Below are 18,082 nucleotides of genomic sequence, written 5' to 3'. Positions count from 1 at the left end.
GTCAGGACCGATTCAGCGCCGCTGCGCGAGTGATCAGATCACGGAAGGCTGGTTCGTCGAGCGCGTCGGACTCCGTGATGTCGATGGCTCGGCGGGTGCCGGCCGTGAGGCTCGCGTTGAACAGCCCCGCGGGATCCTCGATCGAGGCCCCCTTGGCGAAAGTCACCTTGACCTTGTCCTTGTAGGTCTCGACGGTGCAGAGCAGGCCGCCGAGCGAGAACGTCGGCACGCCGTCAGGATTGGAGGGCTTGCGCCACTTCACTTCTTCGACGGCATCCGGCTCGGTCTCCAGGATCAGGCCGCGGATCTGCTCGACGGTGTGCTCTCGCCAGTCGGTGCTCATCGTCGAAAGATACGCCGATGGCGGCCGGGGTGTGAACACCCCGGCCGCCGCTCGGTCGGTCACAGCGGGTATCAGTGCACGTCCACCGAGGGAGTGTCGGTGACGCTGACGCCGCTGGAGCTGGCCGTGGCCGAACCGGTGTCGGCCTCGACGCCGTGGCTGCCGGTGGCCGGCGTGGTCACCTCGGCACCGGCCGACGGGCCGGTCACCGACGCCGTGCCGGTGCTCGGGCTGACCGACGCGCTGCCGGTCTCCACGTGGCCGCTTGCGCTGCCGGCCGGCGTGCTGACGTTGCCCGTGGCCGTCGGGCCGGTCACCGTGGTATCGCCGTTGGTCGCGACGGTCGCCGAACCCGTCGATACCGCGGCGCCGCCGCTGACGCCGACCGGGGTGGTGACCGTGCCGCTGGCGGCGGGGCCGGTCACCGAGACGCCGTTCGAGCCCGCGGAGGCGCTGCCCGTGCTGGCCGTGACGGTGCCCGTACCTACCGGTGTCGAGACGGTGCCGGTCCCGGACGGTCCGGTGACCGAGACGCCGGCCGGGGTGACGCTGCCGCCGCCACCGTTGACGTTGAGCCCTGCGGTGACGACATTGCCGACGTTCACGCCGGCCGTCACGTCCGGAGCGTCGACGGTGAGGCCGCCGGTCCCGACGGTGATCGTCCCGGGCGTCACGCCGACGGTTCCGCCGCCGAGCGGGGTGGTGACGGTGCCGCTCAGGCTCGGCGTGACGAGGACCAGCTGGCCGTTCTGGAACCCGATGCTGCCGAGGTTCAGAACGAGGTTGCCGCCGCCCAGCGGAGTGGTGAGGCCCAGGTTGATGGCGGGGAGGCCCACGATGAACGTGTTGGCGCCGTACGTCACCGTCACCGGCACGATCGTCGCGGTCGCACCGCCGAGGCCCAGCGGCGCGGTCGCATTGAGTCCGAGGGACGGCGTCCACGTGGTGAGGCCGCCTGCAGTGATCGCGCTGAGGGAGGTGTTCAGGCCCAGCGCACTCCCCAACGGGCCGTTGATGGTGGTGACGTTGCCGCCGACGCTGCCGACGCCGAGCCCCGGACCGACACCGACCAGACCGTAGGTGGTGCTGGAGAGACCGCCGAGGCCCAGCGGAGCACCGGCCGCGAAGGTGTCCTGCTGGCCGACGCCGAGCCAACCGGCCGGTGCGCCCGGCACCTGACCCGAAGAAACGATCGCGCCCGACGTGTTGCTCACCGGGATGAGGCCGCCGAGAACGGGAATCTGGTTCCAGGCCGCGACGCCCTGGTTGATCTGCGGCGCGATGATCGGAATCGTCGCCAGCGGAATGCCGCCGGGGAGGAGCGGGGCGGCAGCGAGGATGGCATCGACCTGCGGAATACCAGTGGGTGCGGCGTTCGCGGTCGCCGGAGTTGCGACGGTAAGCGTTGCAGCTGCCGCGACGGCAGTGGCAGCAACAGCGCTGCGGCGCACCGTCTTCCGAGCGTGCTTGGGTGACGAAGGGGACATGGGGAGGACCTCCGGTTCATGAAGGTTCGGCACGCTCGATCGAGTGTGCCGGTCGGTAGGGATGTGGACCCAGCAGAAAATAGAGGCGTCTGCGCTCGGTGCGAGTGCCTAAAGCGGCGCCTGTGCATCTCCTGGGAGTTCTGAAGTTATCAGTATTTCCACGGTTTCCCAATAGCTTTCGAAGCTATTCACTCAAACCGATTTGAGCTACTGACCAGTAGCGAAATCCTAAGAGATCTAACAGAACCCGTTACAGTTGTTTGCGATCTAACCGCGCTGGCCAATCGGCGTATTCGTAACCGTTTGAGAGTGAGGGAATGGCGATCGCAAGCGCAATCAATGGCCGTATAGACATGCTAAAGATCTAATTCGAACAAGCGGATGTGCGTGCACTCGGGCCGCTGCTCCGCGTCGCCCCGCCCGGCCCGTTATCGTGAACGGCATGTTCACTGCGATGCAACGACAGGACGTCGGCAACCGATTGATCGCCGCCGCCGAAGCGACGGAGGGCGTTCCGGCAGGGGCCGTGGTCGGCGCTGCGGCGGCGGGGATGCTCGACGCGTTCGCCGGCATCGACCTGATGCTCGCTGTCGCACCGGATCTCGCGATCGGTGATCTCCGGGATCGGTGGACCGAGCGGATGTATCGCGACTTCGGTGCGATCCACCACACCGTGGACGCGACCGGCATCGTCTTCCTGCTCTCGGACCTGCTCACCGCGCGAATCGCGATCGTGCCCGCGGCCCGGTTCGGGCCGCGGCCGGGCGAGCCCTTCCGCCAGGTCTTCGGTCCCACCGGACCGCAGGCGGCGGCACCGTCGGGCTACCCAGATCTGGTCGGACCCGCGTGGCTCGCCGCGCTCCGCACTCGCGCCGAGCTACACCGCGGCAACGGGCCGTCCGCGGCCCTCGCGCTCGACGAACTCCGCGACGCACTCATTGCCCTCGCGGGCGCCCGCACCGGCGCTCCGCCCGGGTACCTGGAGCCCGCAGACCGCGATCGGATCCGCGCCACCGAGACCGCATCCCGCGACGCGGGCGCTGTGGCCAAGGCATTCGGCGTGGCGGTGCAGATCCTCGACGCCGAGCTGCAGGCCGTCGCGCCCGCGATCGCGGACGCCGTTGCACTCCCGCTGCTCGAAGAGGTCGCCGGCTGACGCCGGTACCGTGGAATCATGCATGACCAGCAGAAGGAGTTGCCGCGGAGCGGTCCGCGCGCGTGGCGCGCACGGATCAAAGCGTCCCGGCACGGCACGCTCGCTTGGCGCATCTGCGTCGGCGTCATCGGCGGAATCGTGCTCATCGCCGGCATCATCGCGATCCCGTACCCGGGGCCGGGCTGGCTGATCGTCTTCGCCGGTCTCGGTATCCTCGCCACGGAATTCGAGTGGGCGCACCGACTTCTGCACTTCGCCCGCGAACGCTACGACCGCTTCGCCGCGTGGCTATCCCGCCAGAACATCCTCGTCAAGGGCGCATTCGGCGTCGGGACCTGCCTCATCGTGCTGGCCACCGTCTGGCTGCTGGGCGCGGCCGCGATGATCGGCGGGTGGTTCGACATCCAGTGGCCCTGGCTAGCCAGCCCGCTCTTCGGGTGATCGCGGAACTCCGTCGTTCGGTGGCGGCTCCCGACGACCGCGTCGCCGGAGTCCTGTACTGGTACGCCCTGTCGGGAGCGCTCGCCCGCGTGGCCGCCGCCGGGCGGGACGCCGCGTCGGCGGTCGTCCGGTCCGGCGCGGGAGGCTGGCCCGAGGTGGGGGAGACGGCGCCGTCGGACGACCCCGGCCTCGACCTCGCCCGCGCCTGCCACCGCCTCGTCCCCGCTCTCGCGGCCGAGTCGGGTGCCTCGCGGCGCTCCCTCTGGGCCATCGCGACCGACTCGATCGCGTCGGCCGCGCTCGAGACCGCCGAACCGCGGACCGTTGCCGACGATCTGCTGCGCGCGTGCGGTCCCGCGGCGCCGCCGGCGCGGTTCGAGGAGGTGCCCGGGCGCGGCACCGTCGTCCGACGGGGCTCGTGCTGCCTGCTCTACCTGTGCCCCGGCATGGCGAAGTGCCTCAGCTGCCCCCGGCAGACGCCGGACGAGCGGCGGACGCGGCTCGCCTGAGCATCGCCTCCGGCGAGCGGCACGCGCGGTGACCGATAGGATCGGATCCACTGACAACCGCGTGCGGCCAGGTATGCCGCCCGCTACATGACTAGGAGCACTGTGAGCACCACCTTCGTCGTCCCGGCAGGAATCGCCGCCGGGGCCGCCATGCGCGATCTGGACCTGCCGAACAAGGGCCCCGAGGCCGTCGTCGTCGTCAAGACCACGGACGGCACCCTCAAGGACCTGAGCTGGATCCCCGAGACCGACACCGAGGTCGAGGCCGTCGCGGCGAACACGGAGGACGGGCGCAGCGTGATCCGCCACTCGGCGGCGCACGTCCTCGCGCAGGCCGTGCAGGATGGTTTCCCCGGCACCAAGCTGGGCATCGGCCCGCCGATCAAGGACGGCTTCTACTACGACTTCGACGTCGCCGAGCCCTTCACGCCCGAGGATCTCAAGAGCCTCGAGAAGAAGATGAAGCAGATCATCAAAGCGGGGCAGAAGTTCAGTCGCCGCGTTTACGCGAGCAAGGACGAGGCCCGCGCCGAGCTGGCGGGGGAGCCCTACAAGCTCGAGCTCATCGACGACAAGGGCGCGGCCGACGACAGCGAGGTCATGGAGGTCGGCGGCGCCGAGCTCACCGCCTACGACAACCTCAATCCCCGCACCGGCGAGCTGATCTGGGGCGACCTGTGCCGCGGCCCGCACGTGCCCACCACCAAGTACATCCCCGCGGTCAAACTGACCCGCAGCTCCGCCGCGTACTGGCGCGGCGACCAGAACAACGCTGACCTGCAGCGCGTCTACGGCACCGCCTGGGAATCGCCCGAGGCGATGGACGAGTACTTGGAGCTCCTCGCCGAGGCGGAGAAGCGCGACCACCGCAAGCTCGGCGCCGAGCTGGACCTCTTCAGCTTCCCGGACGAGCTCGGCTCCGGCCTGCCGGTCTTCCATCCCAAGGGCGGCATCATCCGCAAGGAGCTGGAGGAGTACTCCCGTCAGCGACACATCGACGCCGGCTACGACTTCGTCAACACCCCGCACCTCACCAAGAGCACGCTCTACGAGGTGTCGGGGCACCTGGATTGGTACAAGGACGGGATGTTCCCGGCCATGCACCTCGACGCGGAGTACGACGACGAGGGCAACGTCACCAAGCCCGGTCAGGACTACTACGTCAAGCCGATGAACTGCCCGATGCACAATCTGATCTTCGACGCCCGTGGCCGCTCGTACCGGGAGCTTCCGTTGCGGCTCTTCGAGTTCGGCTCCGTGTACCGGTACGAGAAGTCCGGTGTGATCCACGGCCTGACCCGCGTGCGCGGCATGACGCAGGACGATGCCCATATCTACTGCACCAAGGAGCAGATGCACGAGGAGCTGACCACGACCCTCGAGTTCGTGCTCTCGCTGCTCAAGGACTACGGCCTCGACGACTTCTACCTCGAGCTGTCCACGAAGGATCCGCAGAAGTATGTCGGCGCCGACGACGTGTGGGAGGAGGCCACCAAGACGCTCCAGCAGGTCGCCGAGGCCTCGGGCCTCGACCTGGTGCCGGATCCGGGCGGCGCCGCCTTCTACGGCCCGAAGATCTCCGTCCAGGCGAAGGACGCGCTCGGCCGCACCTGGCAGATGTCCACCATCCAGCTGGACTTCAACCTGCCCGAGCGGTTCGAGCTCGAGTACACCGCGCCCGACGGCACCAAGCAACGCCCGGTGATGATCCACCGCGCGCTGTTCGGTTCGATCGAGCGCTTCTTCGGCGTCCTCACCGAGCACTACGCCGGCGCCTTCCCCGCGTGGCTGGCGCCCCAGCAGGTGGTCGGCATCCCCGTCGCCGAGCAGTTCGGGGATCACCTGGAGACGGTGATCCGCGAACTCAAGAAGCACGGGATCCGCGCCGAGGTCGACCACAGCGATGACCGGATGCAGAAGAAGATCCGCAATCACACCACGCAGAAGGTGCCGTTCATGCTGCTCGCGGGCGAGACCGACCGCGACGCCGGCGCGGTCAGCTTCCGGTTCCGCGACGGCACCCAGGTCAACCAGGTACCCGTCGACGACGCCGTGCAGCGGATCGTCCACTGGGTCCACTCGCGCCGCAACGAGTCCCCGACCGCCGAGCTGCTGGGCCCGGCGGAGGCCACCGTCGGCATCGCCTGACCGGGGCCGCAGGGACGACAGGGGAGAGGAATCGATGACGGACGCCACGGACGGCGACGCGCGCGGCGCGCACACCGACTTCGGGGTCGGCGACGGTGACGAGAGCATCGAGCGGCTCTGGACGCCGTACCGGATGCGGTACCTCGTCGATTCCCCTCCCGTCCCGGAGGGCAGCACCGCCTTCCTCGAGATCCCCAAGCTGGCCGACGAGGACGGGCTGATCGTGGCCCGCGGCGAGCACTGCTACGTGGTGCTCAACCTGTTCCCGTACAACCCGGGCCACTGCATGGTGGTGCCGTACCGGCAGGTCGCGGAGCTGGAGGACCTCACCGATGACGAGGCTTTCGAGCTGATCAAGCTCACCCAGAAGACCATCCGCGTGATCAAGCGGATCTCGCGGCCGGCGGCGTTCAACGTGGGCTTCAACCTGGGCCGGTCGGGCGGCGGTTCGATCGCCGAGCACCTGCACCAGCACATCGTGCCGCGCTGGCCCGGTGACGCGAACTACATCACGGTGCTCTCGGGCACTAAGGTGATGCCGCAGCTCCTCGGACAGACCCGGGCGCTGATGGCGAAGGCCTGGGAGGAGGTCTAGCAGTGTCGTCGATCTTCAGTCGTGAGGCGGTCTCCACGGTCACCCACCCGATCGCGAAGGTGCTGATCCGGATCGGGTTGACGCCGGATGCGGTGACGCTCTTCGGCACCGCGTGCTCCGTGACAGCGGCACTGTGGCTCTTTCCGACCGACCACCTGTTCGTCGGCACGCTGATCATCTGGTTCTTCGTCATGTTCGACATGCTCGACGGGGCCATGGCCCGCGTCCGCGGCGGCGGCACCCGGTTCGGGGCCTGGCTCGACGCCACGTGCGACCGCGTGGCCGACGGCGCGATCTTCGCCGGCCTGGCCTGGTGGGCCGTGAACACTGCGGACAACCGCTACAACCTGCTGATCGCCACCCTGATCTGCCTGGTCACCTCGCAGGTGATCAGCTACGCGAAGGCGCGGGCCGAGGCCTCCGGGCTCAAGGGCGACGGTGGCTGGATCGAGCGTCCGGAGCGTCTCATCATCGTGCTCGTGGGCGCGGGCGTCACAGGTATGGGCGTCTGGTGGGCGATCCACGTCGCGATGTGGCTGCTCGCCGTGACCAGCATCGTCACCGTTCTCCAGCGGGCCCTGACCGTCCGCCGCTCGCCCGGCGCGACCGACCTGCTGCCGCTGCCGCAGGCAGCCGCGCAGCGAGGGGGACAGGCGTGATCGATCCGCGCGAAGAGGTCGCAGATATCGCCTACCGCACCGGCTGGGCCGTGACCAAGCGGATGCCGGAGTTCGCCGCGAAGTTCCTCATCGACGACGTGGGCGGGCGGATCGGCGCGCGGGGCGACAACACGCAGCTGCGCAAGAATCTCGCGCGCGTGCTCGGCACCACCCCGGACGCGGTGCCGCAGAGTCTGATCGAGGAGTCCTCGCGCTCCTACGCGCGGTACTGGCGTGAGTCCTTCCGGCTGCCGTCGATGGACCTCGTGGAGCTGGGCGCGCGGCTCGATCAGTACGTGGACGTGCCCAGCCTGCACGAGGCGATGGACGCGGGCACCGGCGCGGTGCTGGCGCTGCCGCACAGCGGGAACTGGGACATGGCCGGGGTGTGGCTCGCGCAGAAGTACGGGCGGTTCGCCACGGTCGCCGAGCGGCTCAAGCCCGAGTCGCTGTTCCGGCGGTTCGTCGAGTACCGAGAGTCGCTGGGCTTCGAGATCTTCCCTCTCTCCGGTGGCGAGCAGCCGCCGATGCAGGCCTTGGCGCAACGACTGCGCGAGGGCCGCCCGATCTGCCTGCTCGGCGAGCGCGACCTCGCGCGGCACGGCGTGCCCGTCACCTTTTTCGGCGAGCGCACCCGGATGCCCGCGGGCCCGGCGAAGCTCGCGATCGACACCGGCGCACCGTTGTTGCCGGTGCACTGCTGGTTCGAGGGCGACGCCTGGGGGTTCAGGGCCGAGGCCCCCATCGATGTGTCCGGCGGTATCGAGAGCGCCACCCAGCAGCTGGCGCACGCGTTCGAGCGCAACATCGCTGAACATCCCGCCGACTGGCACATGCTGCAGCCGCTGTGGGAGTCCGACTGGTCGCAGGCGCGACGCGATCGAATCCTCGGCGAGGGCCCAGAGGTGCGCTGATGCGGATCGGGATGATCTGCCCGTACTCCTTCGACGTCGCGGGTGGGGTCCAGGCGCACGTCGTGGACCTGGCGCGCGTACTTATCGAGCGCGGACACGAGGTCTCGGTGCTCACCCCGTCCTCGAAGGAGACGGTGCTGCCCGACTTCGCCGTCTCCTCGGGCAAGGCCGTCGCGATCCCGTACAACGGCTCCGTCTCTCGGCTCTCCTTCGGTCCCAAGGCCTTCGGTCGGCTGCGGAAGTGGATCCGCAACGGCGAGTTCGACGTGCTCCATGTGCACGAGCCGAACGCGCCGAGCCTCGGCATGCTGGCGCTGGCGATCGCCGACGGTCCCATCGTCGCGACCTTCCACACCTCCACCGAGAAGTCGCTGGTGCTCTCGGTCTTTCAGAGCGTACTGCGACCGTCGCACGAGAAGATCCGCGGAAAGATCGCGGTCTCCGAGCTGGCTCGTCGCTGGCAGATGGAGTCGCTCGGCTCCGACGCCATCGAGATCCCCAACGGCGTCGACGTGCGCGCGTTCGCCGACGGCGATCCGCTGCCCGGCTATCCCCGGCCGGGCAAGACGGTGCTCTTCCTCGGCCGGTACGACGAGCCGCGCAAGGGCATGGCCGTCTTCCTCGAGGCGCTGCCGGCCATCGTGGCGGCGCAACCCGATGTCGAGGTGCTCGTCATCGGTCGGGGCGACTCGGAGAAGCTCCTGCGCGACGCCGGGCCGTACGCGAAGCATCTGCGGCTCATGGGCGCCGTCACCGACGGGGAGAAGGCCGCCGCGCTCCGTTCCGCCGACGTCTATGTTGCGCCCAACCTCGGCGGCGAGAGCTTCGGCATCGTCCTCGTCGAGGCCATGGCCGCCGGCACCGCCGTCGTCGCGAGCGACCTCAACGCCTTCGAGCGCGTCCTCGACGGGGGCGAGGCCGGCCGTCTGTTCCCGGTCGGCGACGGTGCAGCCCTCGGTCGCGCGATCGTCGAGCTGCTCGACGACGACTTCCGCCGCACCGAGCTGGTCACCCACGCCTCCGAGGTGGTGTGGCGCTACGACTGGTCCGTCGTCGCCGAGCAGGTCATCCGCGTGTACGAGACCGTCGCCGTGCCCGGCGTGGTCGTGTCGATCGACGACTGAAGGGGGCCGTCGTGCTGAACCTCACCGCCACCACCGTGCTCGTCATCGGGTTGATCGTGATGGCCGTCCTGATCGTCGCTGCCCTGGCGTACCAGACAGCGCACCGTCTGGACCGGCTGCACGTGCGGGTGGACCTCTCGCTCGCCGCGCTCGACGCCGCCCTCGCCCGACGGTCCGCGGTCGCGCGCGCGGTCGGCGCGACGTTGCCGCCCGAGCAGGGACAGATGCTGCGCGCCGCCGCGGACCGTGCCGAGAACTCCGCTCCCGAGGACCGGATGCCGATGGAGAACCGGCTGTCCGCGGCCATCGGTTCGATCGACATCGAGGCCCTGCCGCGGTCGCTCGTGGCGGAGATCGCCGATGCCGATACGCGCGTGACCATGGCGCGTCGCTTTCACAACGACGCCGTCCGCGACACCCGCACCCTGCGTGGCCGCCGGTTCGTACGCTGGCTGTACCTAGGCGGCACCGCGCCGATGCCCCAGTACTTCGACATCGTCGACCGGGGCGGCATCCTCCCCGCGGCGCTGCTCGCCGCGAACGACGAGCGGCGCGTCTCGGCGCGGGTCATCGTCGTGGACCCCGACGGTGCCGTGCTCGTCGTCCGTGGTCACGAGCCCGTCCCGGAGGGGACGCGGCCCGCCCACCACTGGTGGTTCACCGTGGGCGGGGGAGTTGAGCGCGGAGAGGACCTGCGCGCCGCCGCCGCCCGCGAACTGCGGGAGGAGACGGGCCGCATGCTCGCGCCGTCGGCGTTCGTCGGGCCTCTCTACCGCCGGGAGGCGGTCTTCTCCTTCGACGGCGAGGTGATCGACTCGGTCGAGTACTTCTTCGCCGTGGAGTGCGAACGGTTCGACCCGGCGCCGTCGGGCTGGACGGACCTGGAACGCCGGACTCTCGACGAGATGCGCTGGTGCACCCCCGACGAGATCCGCGTGCTCGCGGACCCCGTCTATCCTGCGGCGCTCGCCGACCTCGTCCTCGACGTGCAGAAGGCATGCGCGTCCGGGGAGGCGCCGGGCGAGCCGGCCGTGATCGAGTAGGGGAGGCGGGATGCAACCGACGGAGATCTCCGGATACCGGGTGGTACGCCGCCTCGGTGCGGGCGGCATGGGCGAGGTCTTCCTCGTCGAGCATCCGCGGCTGCCGCGGCAGGACGCGCTGAAGCTGCTCGGACCGCAGCTGGGAGACGACCCGAGCTTCGCCACGCGCTTCCTTCGCGAGGCCGACATCCTGGCCGGCCTGCGGCACCCCAACATCGTCACGATTCACGACCGCGGCGAGTACGACGGCCGCCTCTGGCTCGCCATGGAGTACGTCGAGGGCGAGGACGCGGCCCAGTACCTGCGGACGCGGGGGCCGCTGCCGCCCGCGATGGTGGCCGAGGTGATCGAGCAGGTCGGGAGCGCGTTGGACTGGGCGTGGAGCGAGCGCCGCCTGATGCACCGCGACGTCAAGCCGGGCAACATCCTGCTCGCGCCCGTGCGGCCCGGACGGCCCGTCGGGGTGAAGTTGGTGGACTTCGGCATCGCGAAGGCCAGCGACGAGGCGAGCTCCCTCACCGCCACCGGTGTGGCGGTCGGGACCATGGCCTACCTCGCGCCCGAGGTGATCGAGGGCAATCCACTGGACAACCGGGCCGACGAGTACTCGCTGGCCTGCGCGGCCTTCGAGTTGCTCACCGGCGCGCCGCCGTACGGCCCCGGATCGCCCAGCTCGGTGCTGATGGCGCACCTGCAGGCGCCCGTTCCGGACCCGGCTGCGCGGGTGGCGGGCGTTCCGCCCGGGCTGGCACGCGTCTTCGAGCGGGCGCTGGCGAAGCAGCCACGCGACCGGTTCCCCGACAACGCTTCCTTCGCCCGCGCGTTCCGTGCCGCGCTGACCGCCCCGGCCGCAGGGCTGCCCCCCGTCCCGCGCGTGGGATCCGGGCCCACCGTGATCCGGCCGACCCCGCCGCCCATTCCGACCCCGGCGTACACGCACGCTGCGCCGCCGCCAGCGGCTCAGCATCTCGCGGGCACACCGGTGCCGCCATCGGCGGCCGTCGGTGGGGTGGGCTCCGGGTCGGCTCCGGCGCGCAACGGCCGCGTGTGGGCCTTGGTGGCCCTGGTGGCGGTGTTGCTCATAGCGCTCCTGGCCGTCGGCTACCTGGCCTTCGGTCGGGGCGGGGACACCACACCGGCCGAACAGACGGCCACGTCCGCTCCGTCGGGCACGCCCGCGCAATCCACGTCGGCGGCGCCGACGGGGACCTCGGAAACCGTCTCAGCGCCGACGGTCCCGGGCACCGACGCCTACGGCTTCGTCGGGAGTCCGGCGCGGTGCGCAGGTGGTGAGACGTTGCAACTGGCGCTCCTCACCTCGAAGGCGAACGGCGGCGGCTCCCGGGTCGTGATCTGTGGTTCCGCGGGGGAGCTGACCTACCGCGGCGCGCAGGTCTCGGGGGACAACAGCGGCATCACGCTTGCTGCGACCCGGGACGGCTCCGGTGGCTTCCGCGCTATCAACCGCGACGCGAAGGGCAAGGATAAGGACGACACGATCTACACCGTGAGCGCCGGCGGCCTGGTGATCACCCGGGGCGACGGCCGCGCCGTCTCGTCGGAGCCCGCCCGCTCCGTCTGGTCGCGCTGACGCGCGCTCCCGCGGGGACCTTCCACCGATCATCGGGTTGCAACCACCGTTCCGGCGAACAACCCTCGCGGGAGACTCGGCGTCGTCGAACCCGCCCGCGCGGAGCACCCGTCGGGGACGATGGACAGGTCGGCGTGGGGGCGCCGAGGCAGGGGTGCATCCGTGTCCGATGGAGACTCGGTTCTACGCAAACACAGGCTCGAGATGCTGGCGACGGGGTCGACCGATCGCCAGATCCGCCGGTGGGTTGACGACGGAAGGATGACGCGCGTCTGGCGCGGAAGCTATCACCAGGGGACGAAGCTCGAGCCCTGGGTGGAACTCGCGCTGTCCGGGAGGTCCGCGGCGGAACGTTCCGCCGCCGGCCTGGTCCTGAGCCATGCCGCGGCTGCCGCGGTGCACGGCATGGAGGTTCTGACCTTCGATTGGCGCACCGTCGAATTCACCCGCGATGGTCGGCGAGGAGAAGGCAGGGACGGGCGACGTCGCGTGCACATTCGTCGGCTCGACGGGGAGGACACCACGGTCGTCGACGGTCTCGCGGTGACGACGGTGGCCCGGACCGCACTGGATTTGGCGCTGGCAGGCACCTTCGAGCAGGCGGTCTGTGCCCTGGACGCTGCGCTGCGGATGGGTGTCGCCCTCGACGAGCTGCATGCGGCGACGGATCGGCTCGGCCGGCGGCGCGGTATCGCCATGCTTCGGTCGGCGATGCCGGAGGCGGACGGGCGGTCCGAGTCCGTCGGCGAGTCGCGGAGTCGTGCCCTCATGCTCTCCTGGCCGGAGATTCCCCGCCCGGACCTGCAGCGGGAGTACTTCAATCACGCCGGCGCGCTCGAGGCCCGTGTGGACTTCCTGTTCGAGGAGGTCGTGGTCGGCGAGTTCGACGGGGCGGGCAAGCAGAAGAAGGGCTTCGACGCCGACGCCCGACTGAAGCGCGACACCCTTCTCATGGAGCGCCGTCTGTGGCCTACGCACTGGGGGTGGAAGGACTGTACGGAGCCGGACCGCCTCCGGACCAGGCTTCGCGATGCTCTCCGACCTCACGGCCTGCTACTCGACAGCTCCTCCCGCGGGACGTCTTCACCCGCGCGTGGGTTGTAACCCGGTGACGAGTGAGAGTTCCCCGCGGGAAGCGCGGCTCGGCGTTGGTAGGTGCGTCAAATCCGCTCAGGAGGCAATCGCGTAACGCCCGCCGTCACTCGGAGAGGACGACCGGGCCGTTCGCGCTCACTTCTATGGACACGATCCGGCCGTCACGGTGTGCAGCGGTGAGTACGCCGCCGACGTCGCGCACGGCCCAGTTCTCCGCCCAGTACGTGATCTCAGGTTCGACGTCCCGTGGCGGCTTGCCCCAGAACGCGTGGTCCGGGACCGTTTGGACTTCGATCTCGCCGTCGTGAAGGACGACGAGCCACCCGTTCCAGCGGACCTCGGGTGGGTAGTCGGCAATCGGCCTGCGGACGATGACGGGCACTCCGTCGAATCCGTTCCGAACATCCCAGATGCCCGTGGGCGAACGTTGTGATCGATACGCGGCATGTGCGCGGCTCGCATCATCGACGACGAAGACCAGGAGTCCGTCGTCCGGTTCGGTCGTGACCTCCAGCCAGCGGACATCGTTCGAAATGAGGCCCCCGGAAAAGTCTATGAAGGTCCCACCAACCGTCAACATCCAGTCGATCGCCATGTCGACCTCGCCCGCAGTAGGGCGGTTGATGGAGAAGCATTCGATTCCCGCGGTGATGCGCGGCAGCATTCCGTCCGCGATGTCGTCGGCGGTCAGGTACTCGCCGGGAGAATCGGGGACGGCGACGAGCGACCACTTCGCGATGAACCGCACTATGCGATCCATGTCGAACCCAGGTCCTACTTCGAGCTCCCGAGCCGGAACGAAGGGATACACCGCAATCATTCCGCCCATGAGATCAGTGTAGATACGAGATGGGCGAGGGCCGGAGGGTGACAGGACCGGCACCGTCGGACCCGAGGCCCCGACCCGGGCGGGGAAGCGCGCACCGTCATCGGGAATACTGAAGCCCCACATGTCCCAGCTACGAGGAGACCCATCAGTGACCACTGATCCCCAGACCGCACCCGTCACCGGCACCGCACGCGTCAAGCGCGGCATGGCCGAGATGCTCAAGGGCGGCGTGATCATGGACGTGGTGACCCCCGAGCAGGCGAAGATCGCCGAGGACGCCGGTGCGGTCGCGGTCATGGCACTCGAGCGCGTGCCCGCCGACATCCGCGCGCAGGGCGGCGTCAGTCGTATGTCCGATCCGGACATGATCGACGGCATCATCGAGGCCGTCAGCATCCCGGTCATGGCGAAGGCCCGCATCGGCCACTTCGTCGAGGCGCAGATCCTGCAGGCCCTCGGCGTGGATTACATCGACGAGTCCGAGGTCCTGACCCCGGCCGACTACAGCAACCACATCGACAAGTTCGCCTTCACGGTGCCCTTCGTCTGCGGCGCGACCAACCTGGGCGAGGCCCTGCGTCGCATCACCGAGGGCGCCGCGATGATCCGCAGCAAGGGCGAGGCCGGCACCGGCGACGTCTCGAACGCCACCACGCACATGCGCAAGATCCGCGACGAGATCCGCCGCCTGACCTCGCTGCCCGAGGACGAGCTGTACGTCGCCGCCAAGGAGCTTCAGGCGCCCTACGACCTGGTCGTCGAGGTTGCGAAGAACGGCAAGCTGCCCGTCACCCTGTTCACCGCGGGCGGCATCGCCACCCCGGCGGACGCGGCGATGATGATGCAGCTCGGCGCCGAGGGTGTGTTCGTGGGCTCCGGCATCTTCAAGTCGGGCAACCCCGAGCAGCGCGCCAAGGCGATCGTCGCGGCGACGACCTTCTACGACGATCCCGGCAAGCTCGCCGAGGTCTCCCGTGGACTGGGTGAGGCGATGGTCGGAATCAATGTCGATGACATCCCGCAGCCGCACCGCCTGGCGGAACGCGGCTGGTAACGGCATGTCGCCTGCCGGTGTCCGACGATTCGCGCTAGCGTCGAGGCTGCGCGTGTCGGGCAGACGCGGGATGTGAAGTGGAAGCAGTGAGGCGGAGGATGTCAGACCAAGCAACGGCCAGGGCCACTCAGGAGTACGGGGCCCAGACGTCCCTGGGTGGATCGCAAGTGGAGGCGGCTCCCAACGTGTTGCGCGTGCTCGCGTACATCGCGGACCTGTGCGTTGCTTCAGCGGTGGTCGCCATCGCCCTGATCGTCAACGTCGTGGCCGGTCTCGAGCACGGCTGGGTGTTCCTCGGTATCGGCGCCGCCGTCGCGATCATCGCGTCCGTAGTGCTGCACGGCGTCTACGGCGCCAGCCCTGGCAAGCTGCTCGCGGGCCTCAAGGTGGTCGACACGCAGTCTCTCCGCCCGATCGGCTTCCCGTCGTCCGCGATCCGATCGGTCGTCTTCAACATCCTGGCGCCGCTCGTCTACCTCCCGGCTTGGTCGATCCTCGCCGACGGTGGCCGCCGCGGCGTCCACGAGAAGGCCTCCACGTCGACCGTGGTCGACGATGCCGACGTCGCGACCCCGGTGCGTGCGCAGGCCCCGGCACCGTCGGGCCCGCTCGGCGGCCTGGTGACCGGCGATTCCGACAACACCCTGCAGCGCATTCCAACCCCGTTGCCGGACGAGACCCGCGTCGATGCGGTCGCCGCCGGTGCGGCCACCGAGGTCGTGGCGACCGGGGAGCCGCGCGAGCGGCTGCAGCCGCCGTCGCTCCCGCCGCTGCCGGACGATGTGCCGGGCCTGCGGCCGATCCCGCCGCGATTCGGCCCGCCGCCCACCGAGGGTGACGAGCCCACGACCGGCCTGCCGCCCGCTGCGGCCTTCGCGCCCCCGCCGGCGCAGGCCTCGCAGCCGCAGCCGCCCCAGCAGTTCGCCCCGCGCCCGAGCGGACCCACGGGCCCCAGCGGGCAGCCGCGCGTACCCGTGCAGGGCCAGCCACCCGTAGGCCCGCCCGCAGGCAGGCCGCTCGCGCCGCAGGGCGGTCAGCCGCCCCAGGGGCAGCCGCAGCAGCCGCGTCCGGCGGCGCCCGGTCCGGCGGGCGGCGCGCCGATCGTCCTGCGCTTCGACGACGGGCACTCGGTCGATGTCCGCGGCGACGGCATCATCGGGCGCGAGCCGGTTGTGCCGCAGAGCGCGGATCCGTCGAAGGTCACCAAGCATGTGCTGGTCGATGACACAGCGTCGGTGTCGAAGACCCACTTGCTGTTCGGCATCACCCGCGGTGAACTGTGGGTGGAGGACGTGGGCTCGACGAACGGTTCCGCGATCGCCCTCGGCGACTCGTGGACCGAGCTCACCAAGGGAGTCAGGTACGCCGTGGAGAAGGGCAGCGTCGTGCACATGGGGCAGCGCAGTTTTAAGGTGTTCGGCGGATGACGGCAGAAGCGGGGGAGGCGCGCTCCGAGATCGTCTACGGAGTGCAGGGCGGCGTGTCCATGAAATGGGTCGCCATCAGCAATCCTGGTCGGGTACGCATGACCAACGAGGACGGTGCCCTCACCGGCCCCGGCATGTTCCTGCTCGCCGACGGCATGGGTGGCCACGACGCCGGCGAGGTGGCCTCAGCGGCGGCCCTCGAGGCGTTGGCCGAGGTCTTTGGCCCCGAGCCGGCGGACGCTCAGGTCGTGATGGAGCAGGTCGTCGACCGGCTGCGCGACGCGCACGCCGCGATCGAGGCCATCGACTCGGAGACGGGTAAGCGCGCCGGCACCACGGTGACCGGGGTCCTGCTCACCACCTACGAGGGCGTGCCGCACTGGCTGGTGGTCAACATCGGCGACTCGCGCACGTACCGGCTCGCGGAGGGCTACTTCGAGCAGCTCACTGTCGACCACTCGCAGGTGCAGGAGCTCATCAACGGCGGCTTCCTCAGCCCCGAGCAGGCTCGCGTCGACCCGCGTCGCAACGTCATCACTCGCGCCCTCGGCGCCGGGATGGAGCCCGACGCCGACTTCTGGATCGTTCCGGCGCAGCCGCGCGAGAAGCTGCTGGTCTGCTCCGACGGCCTCAACGGCGAACTCACCGACGACGAGATCCGGCAGATCCTCGAGAGCGACGTGCCGATCGACGAGTGCGCCGATCAGCTCGTCGCCGCGGCGCTCAACGCCGGCGGCCGCGATAACGTGACGGTCATCGTGGTGGACGCCACGACGGAAGACACCGATCCGGACTGGTGACCTGAGTAGAGTCATTCCTCGTGGCTGACATCGAAGCGCTACTGAGTCTCGAACAGATCGACCGCGACATCTTCCGCGGCATTCACGCACCGTCAGTGTTGGTCCGGACGTTCGGCGGCCAGGTGGCCGGCCAGGCCCTGCGGTCGGCGATCGAGACCGTCCCGGACACCATGCAGGTGCACTCGTTGCACGGCTACTTCCTGCGCCCCGGCAACCCGGATGCCGACACAGTGTTCCTCGTGGATCGCATTCGCGAAGGCCGGTCCTTCTGCACGCGCCGCGTCAACGGCGTCCAGAACGGCGAGGCGATCTTCTCCATGTCGGCCTCCTTCCAGCTGCCGGGACAGGAGGGCATCGAGCATGCCGACGAGATGCCGCCGACGCAGGTCCCTGAGTCGGTACCCAGCCCGCGGGAGGACCCCAACGCCACCCGCGAGAGCCTCGGGCTGTTCGAGGAGTGGAGCGATTGGGACATCCGGATCGTGCCTCAGGACGAGACGGCCCCGTATGTCGGCCGGGCGGTGCACCAGCAGGTCTGGTTCCGTCACATCAAGCGGCTGCCCGACGATCTGAACATCCACGTCAGCGCGCTCGCGTACATGAGCGACATGACGTTGCTCGGCTCGGCCCGGGTGGCCCACCCGGGCGTCGACACTCAGGTCGCCTCCCTCGACCACGCCATGTGGTTCCTGCGCCCCTTCCGTGCCGACGAGTGGCTGCTGTACGACCAGACGTCCCCGTCCGCGGGCGGTGGGCGCGCCCTCACGGCCGGGAGGATCTTCGCTCAGGACGGCACGCTCGTGGCCGTGGTCATTCAGGAGGGCCTGCACCGCTTCCGGGCGTGAACGCGGCGCGGTTTAGGCTGGC

Annotated in this window: 18 protein-coding genes; 15 read left to right on the top strand and 3 right to left on the bottom strand. The window is 69.7% G+C overall.

The features are described 5' to 3' along the window. Window position 1 precedes the first annotated feature (1 nt). Both HNP44_RS08300 and HNP44_RS08295 read right to left on the bottom strand, forming a co-directional pair. On the bottom strand, window positions 2–343 hold the full coding sequence (locus tag HNP44_RS08300; protein WP_259143067.1) for a DUF1801 domain-containing protein: 342 nt from the start codon (window positions 341–343) through the stop codon (window positions 2–4). A gap of 71 nt (window positions 344–414) precedes the next feature. Continuing rightward, window positions 415–1,830 carry a hypothetical protein gene (locus HNP44_RS08295; protein ID WP_259143069.1) on the bottom strand — a complete coding sequence of 472 codons (1,416 nt, stop codon included), beginning with the start codon at window positions 1,828–1,830 and terminating at the stop codon, window positions 415–417. 442 nt (window positions 1,831–2,272) lie between these two features. Between HNP44_RS08295 and HNP44_RS08290 the strand changes: the two genes are divergently transcribed. From HNP44_RS08290 to HNP44_RS08240, 11 genes are all read left to right on the top strand, one after another. Beyond that, entirely contained in the window at window positions 2,273–2,986 is a 714-nt protein-coding gene (locus tag HNP44_RS08290; RefSeq protein ID WP_259143070.1) for a hypothetical protein, read from the top strand. Between the two features lie 18 nt (window positions 2,987–3,004). Beyond that, the gene (locus tag HNP44_RS08285; protein WP_259143071.1) at window positions 3,005–3,427 is read left to right on the top strand and encodes a TIGR02611 family protein; all 423 of its coding nucleotides are present in this window, start codon (window positions 3,005–3,007) and stop codon (window positions 3,425–3,427) included. Window positions 3,428–3,447: 20 nt separating this feature from the next. Further along, window positions 3,448–3,936, top strand: a complete 489-nt coding sequence (locus tag HNP44_RS08280; protein ID WP_259143073.1) for a (2Fe-2S)-binding protein — start codon at window positions 3,448–3,450, stop codon at window positions 3,934–3,936. Between the two features lie 150 nt (window positions 3,937–4,086). Then, window positions 4,087–6,084, top strand: coding sequence for a threonine--tRNA ligase (thrS, locus tag HNP44_RS08275; RefSeq protein ID WP_259143778.1), 1,998 nt, complete (start codon window positions 4,087–4,089; stop codon window positions 6,082–6,084). A 34-nt stretch (window positions 6,085–6,118) separates the two neighbouring features. Beyond that, window positions 6,119–6,679 (top strand): HIT family protein, encoded by a 561-nt coding sequence (locus HNP44_RS08270; protein ID WP_068525168.1) that lies wholly within the window; start codon window positions 6,119–6,121, stop codon window positions 6,677–6,679. 2 nt (window positions 6,680–6,681) lie between these two features. Further along, window positions 6,682–7,338: a phosphatidylinositol phosphate synthase gene (gene pgsA, locus HNP44_RS08265; protein ID WP_259143077.1), complete on the top strand. Its 657-nt coding sequence runs from the start codon at window positions 6,682–6,684 to the stop codon at window positions 7,336–7,338. Beyond that, a complete protein-coding gene (locus tag HNP44_RS08260; protein WP_259143779.1) occupies window positions 7,338–8,252 on the top strand; it encodes a phosphatidylinositol mannoside acyltransferase in 915 nt (304 codons plus the stop codon). Before pgsA ends, HNP44_RS08260 begins: the two co-directional genes overlap by 1 nt. Next, window positions 8,252–9,376: a glycosyltransferase family 4 protein gene (locus HNP44_RS08255; RefSeq protein WP_259143080.1), complete on the top strand. Its 1,125-nt coding sequence runs from the start codon at window positions 8,252–8,254 to the stop codon at window positions 9,374–9,376. Before HNP44_RS08260 ends, HNP44_RS08255 begins: the two co-directional genes overlap by 1 nt. A 14-nt stretch (window positions 9,377–9,390) precedes the next feature. Continuing rightward, entirely contained in the window at window positions 9,391–10,419 is a 1,029-nt protein-coding gene (locus HNP44_RS08250; protein WP_259143780.1) for an NUDIX hydrolase, read from the top strand. 10 nt (window positions 10,420–10,429) lie between these two features. Continuing rightward, a complete protein-coding gene (locus tag HNP44_RS08245; RefSeq protein WP_259256863.1) occupies window positions 10,430–12,010 on the top strand; it encodes a serine/threonine-protein kinase in 1,581 nt (526 codons plus the stop codon). A 261-nt stretch (window positions 12,011–12,271) separates the two neighbouring features. Beyond that, complete coding sequence (locus HNP44_RS08240; RefSeq protein ID WP_259143085.1) at window positions 12,272–13,114, top strand: hypothetical protein; 843 nt, start codon at window positions 12,272–12,274, stop codon at window positions 13,112–13,114. Between the two features lie 94 nt (window positions 13,115–13,208). Here the strand turns inward: HNP44_RS08240 and HNP44_RS08235 are convergent, their stop codons facing one another. Next, window positions 13,209–13,853 carry a hypothetical protein gene (locus HNP44_RS08235; protein ID WP_259143087.1) on the bottom strand — a complete coding sequence of 215 codons (645 nt, stop codon included), beginning with the start codon at window positions 13,851–13,853 and terminating at the stop codon, window positions 13,209–13,211. 202 nt (window positions 13,854–14,055) lie between these two features. On the opposite strand from HNP44_RS08235, the gene pdxS reads away from it, so the two are divergent. The 4 genes from pdxS to HNP44_RS08215 all read left to right on the top strand — a co-directional run bounded on the left by pdxS (window position 14,056) and on the right by HNP44_RS08215 (window position 18,060). Further along, on the top strand, window positions 14,056–14,988 hold the full coding sequence (gene pdxS, locus HNP44_RS08230) for a pyridoxal 5'-phosphate synthase lyase subunit PdxS (protein ID WP_146487211.1): 933 nt from the start codon (window positions 14,056–14,058) through the stop codon (window positions 14,986–14,988). Between the two features lie 194 nt (window positions 14,989–15,182). After that, entirely contained in the window at window positions 15,183–16,415 is a 1,233-nt protein-coding gene (locus tag HNP44_RS08225) for an RDD family protein (protein WP_259143089.1), read from the top strand. Beyond that, window positions 16,412–17,215 carry a PP2C family protein-serine/threonine phosphatase gene (locus tag HNP44_RS08220; protein ID WP_259143091.1) on the top strand — a complete coding sequence of 268 codons (804 nt, stop codon included), beginning with the start codon at window positions 16,412–16,414 and terminating at the stop codon, window positions 17,213–17,215. Before HNP44_RS08225 ends, HNP44_RS08220 begins: the two co-directional genes overlap by 4 nt. A 20-nt stretch (window positions 17,216–17,235) precedes the next feature. Then, the gene (locus HNP44_RS08215; protein WP_259143098.1) at window positions 17,236–18,060 is read left to right on the top strand and encodes an acyl-CoA thioesterase; all 825 of its coding nucleotides are present in this window, start codon (window positions 17,236–17,238) and stop codon (window positions 18,058–18,060) included. Window positions 18,061–18,082 lie beyond the last annotated feature (22 nt).

Origin of the sequence: Tsukamurella ocularis, assembly GCF_024807615.1 — a bacterium.
Lineage (GTDB): Bacteria > Actinomycetota > Actinomycetes > Mycobacteriales > Mycobacteriaceae > Tsukamurella > Tsukamurella ocularis.
This window is presented reverse-complemented; position numbering and strand designations above follow the sequence as displayed.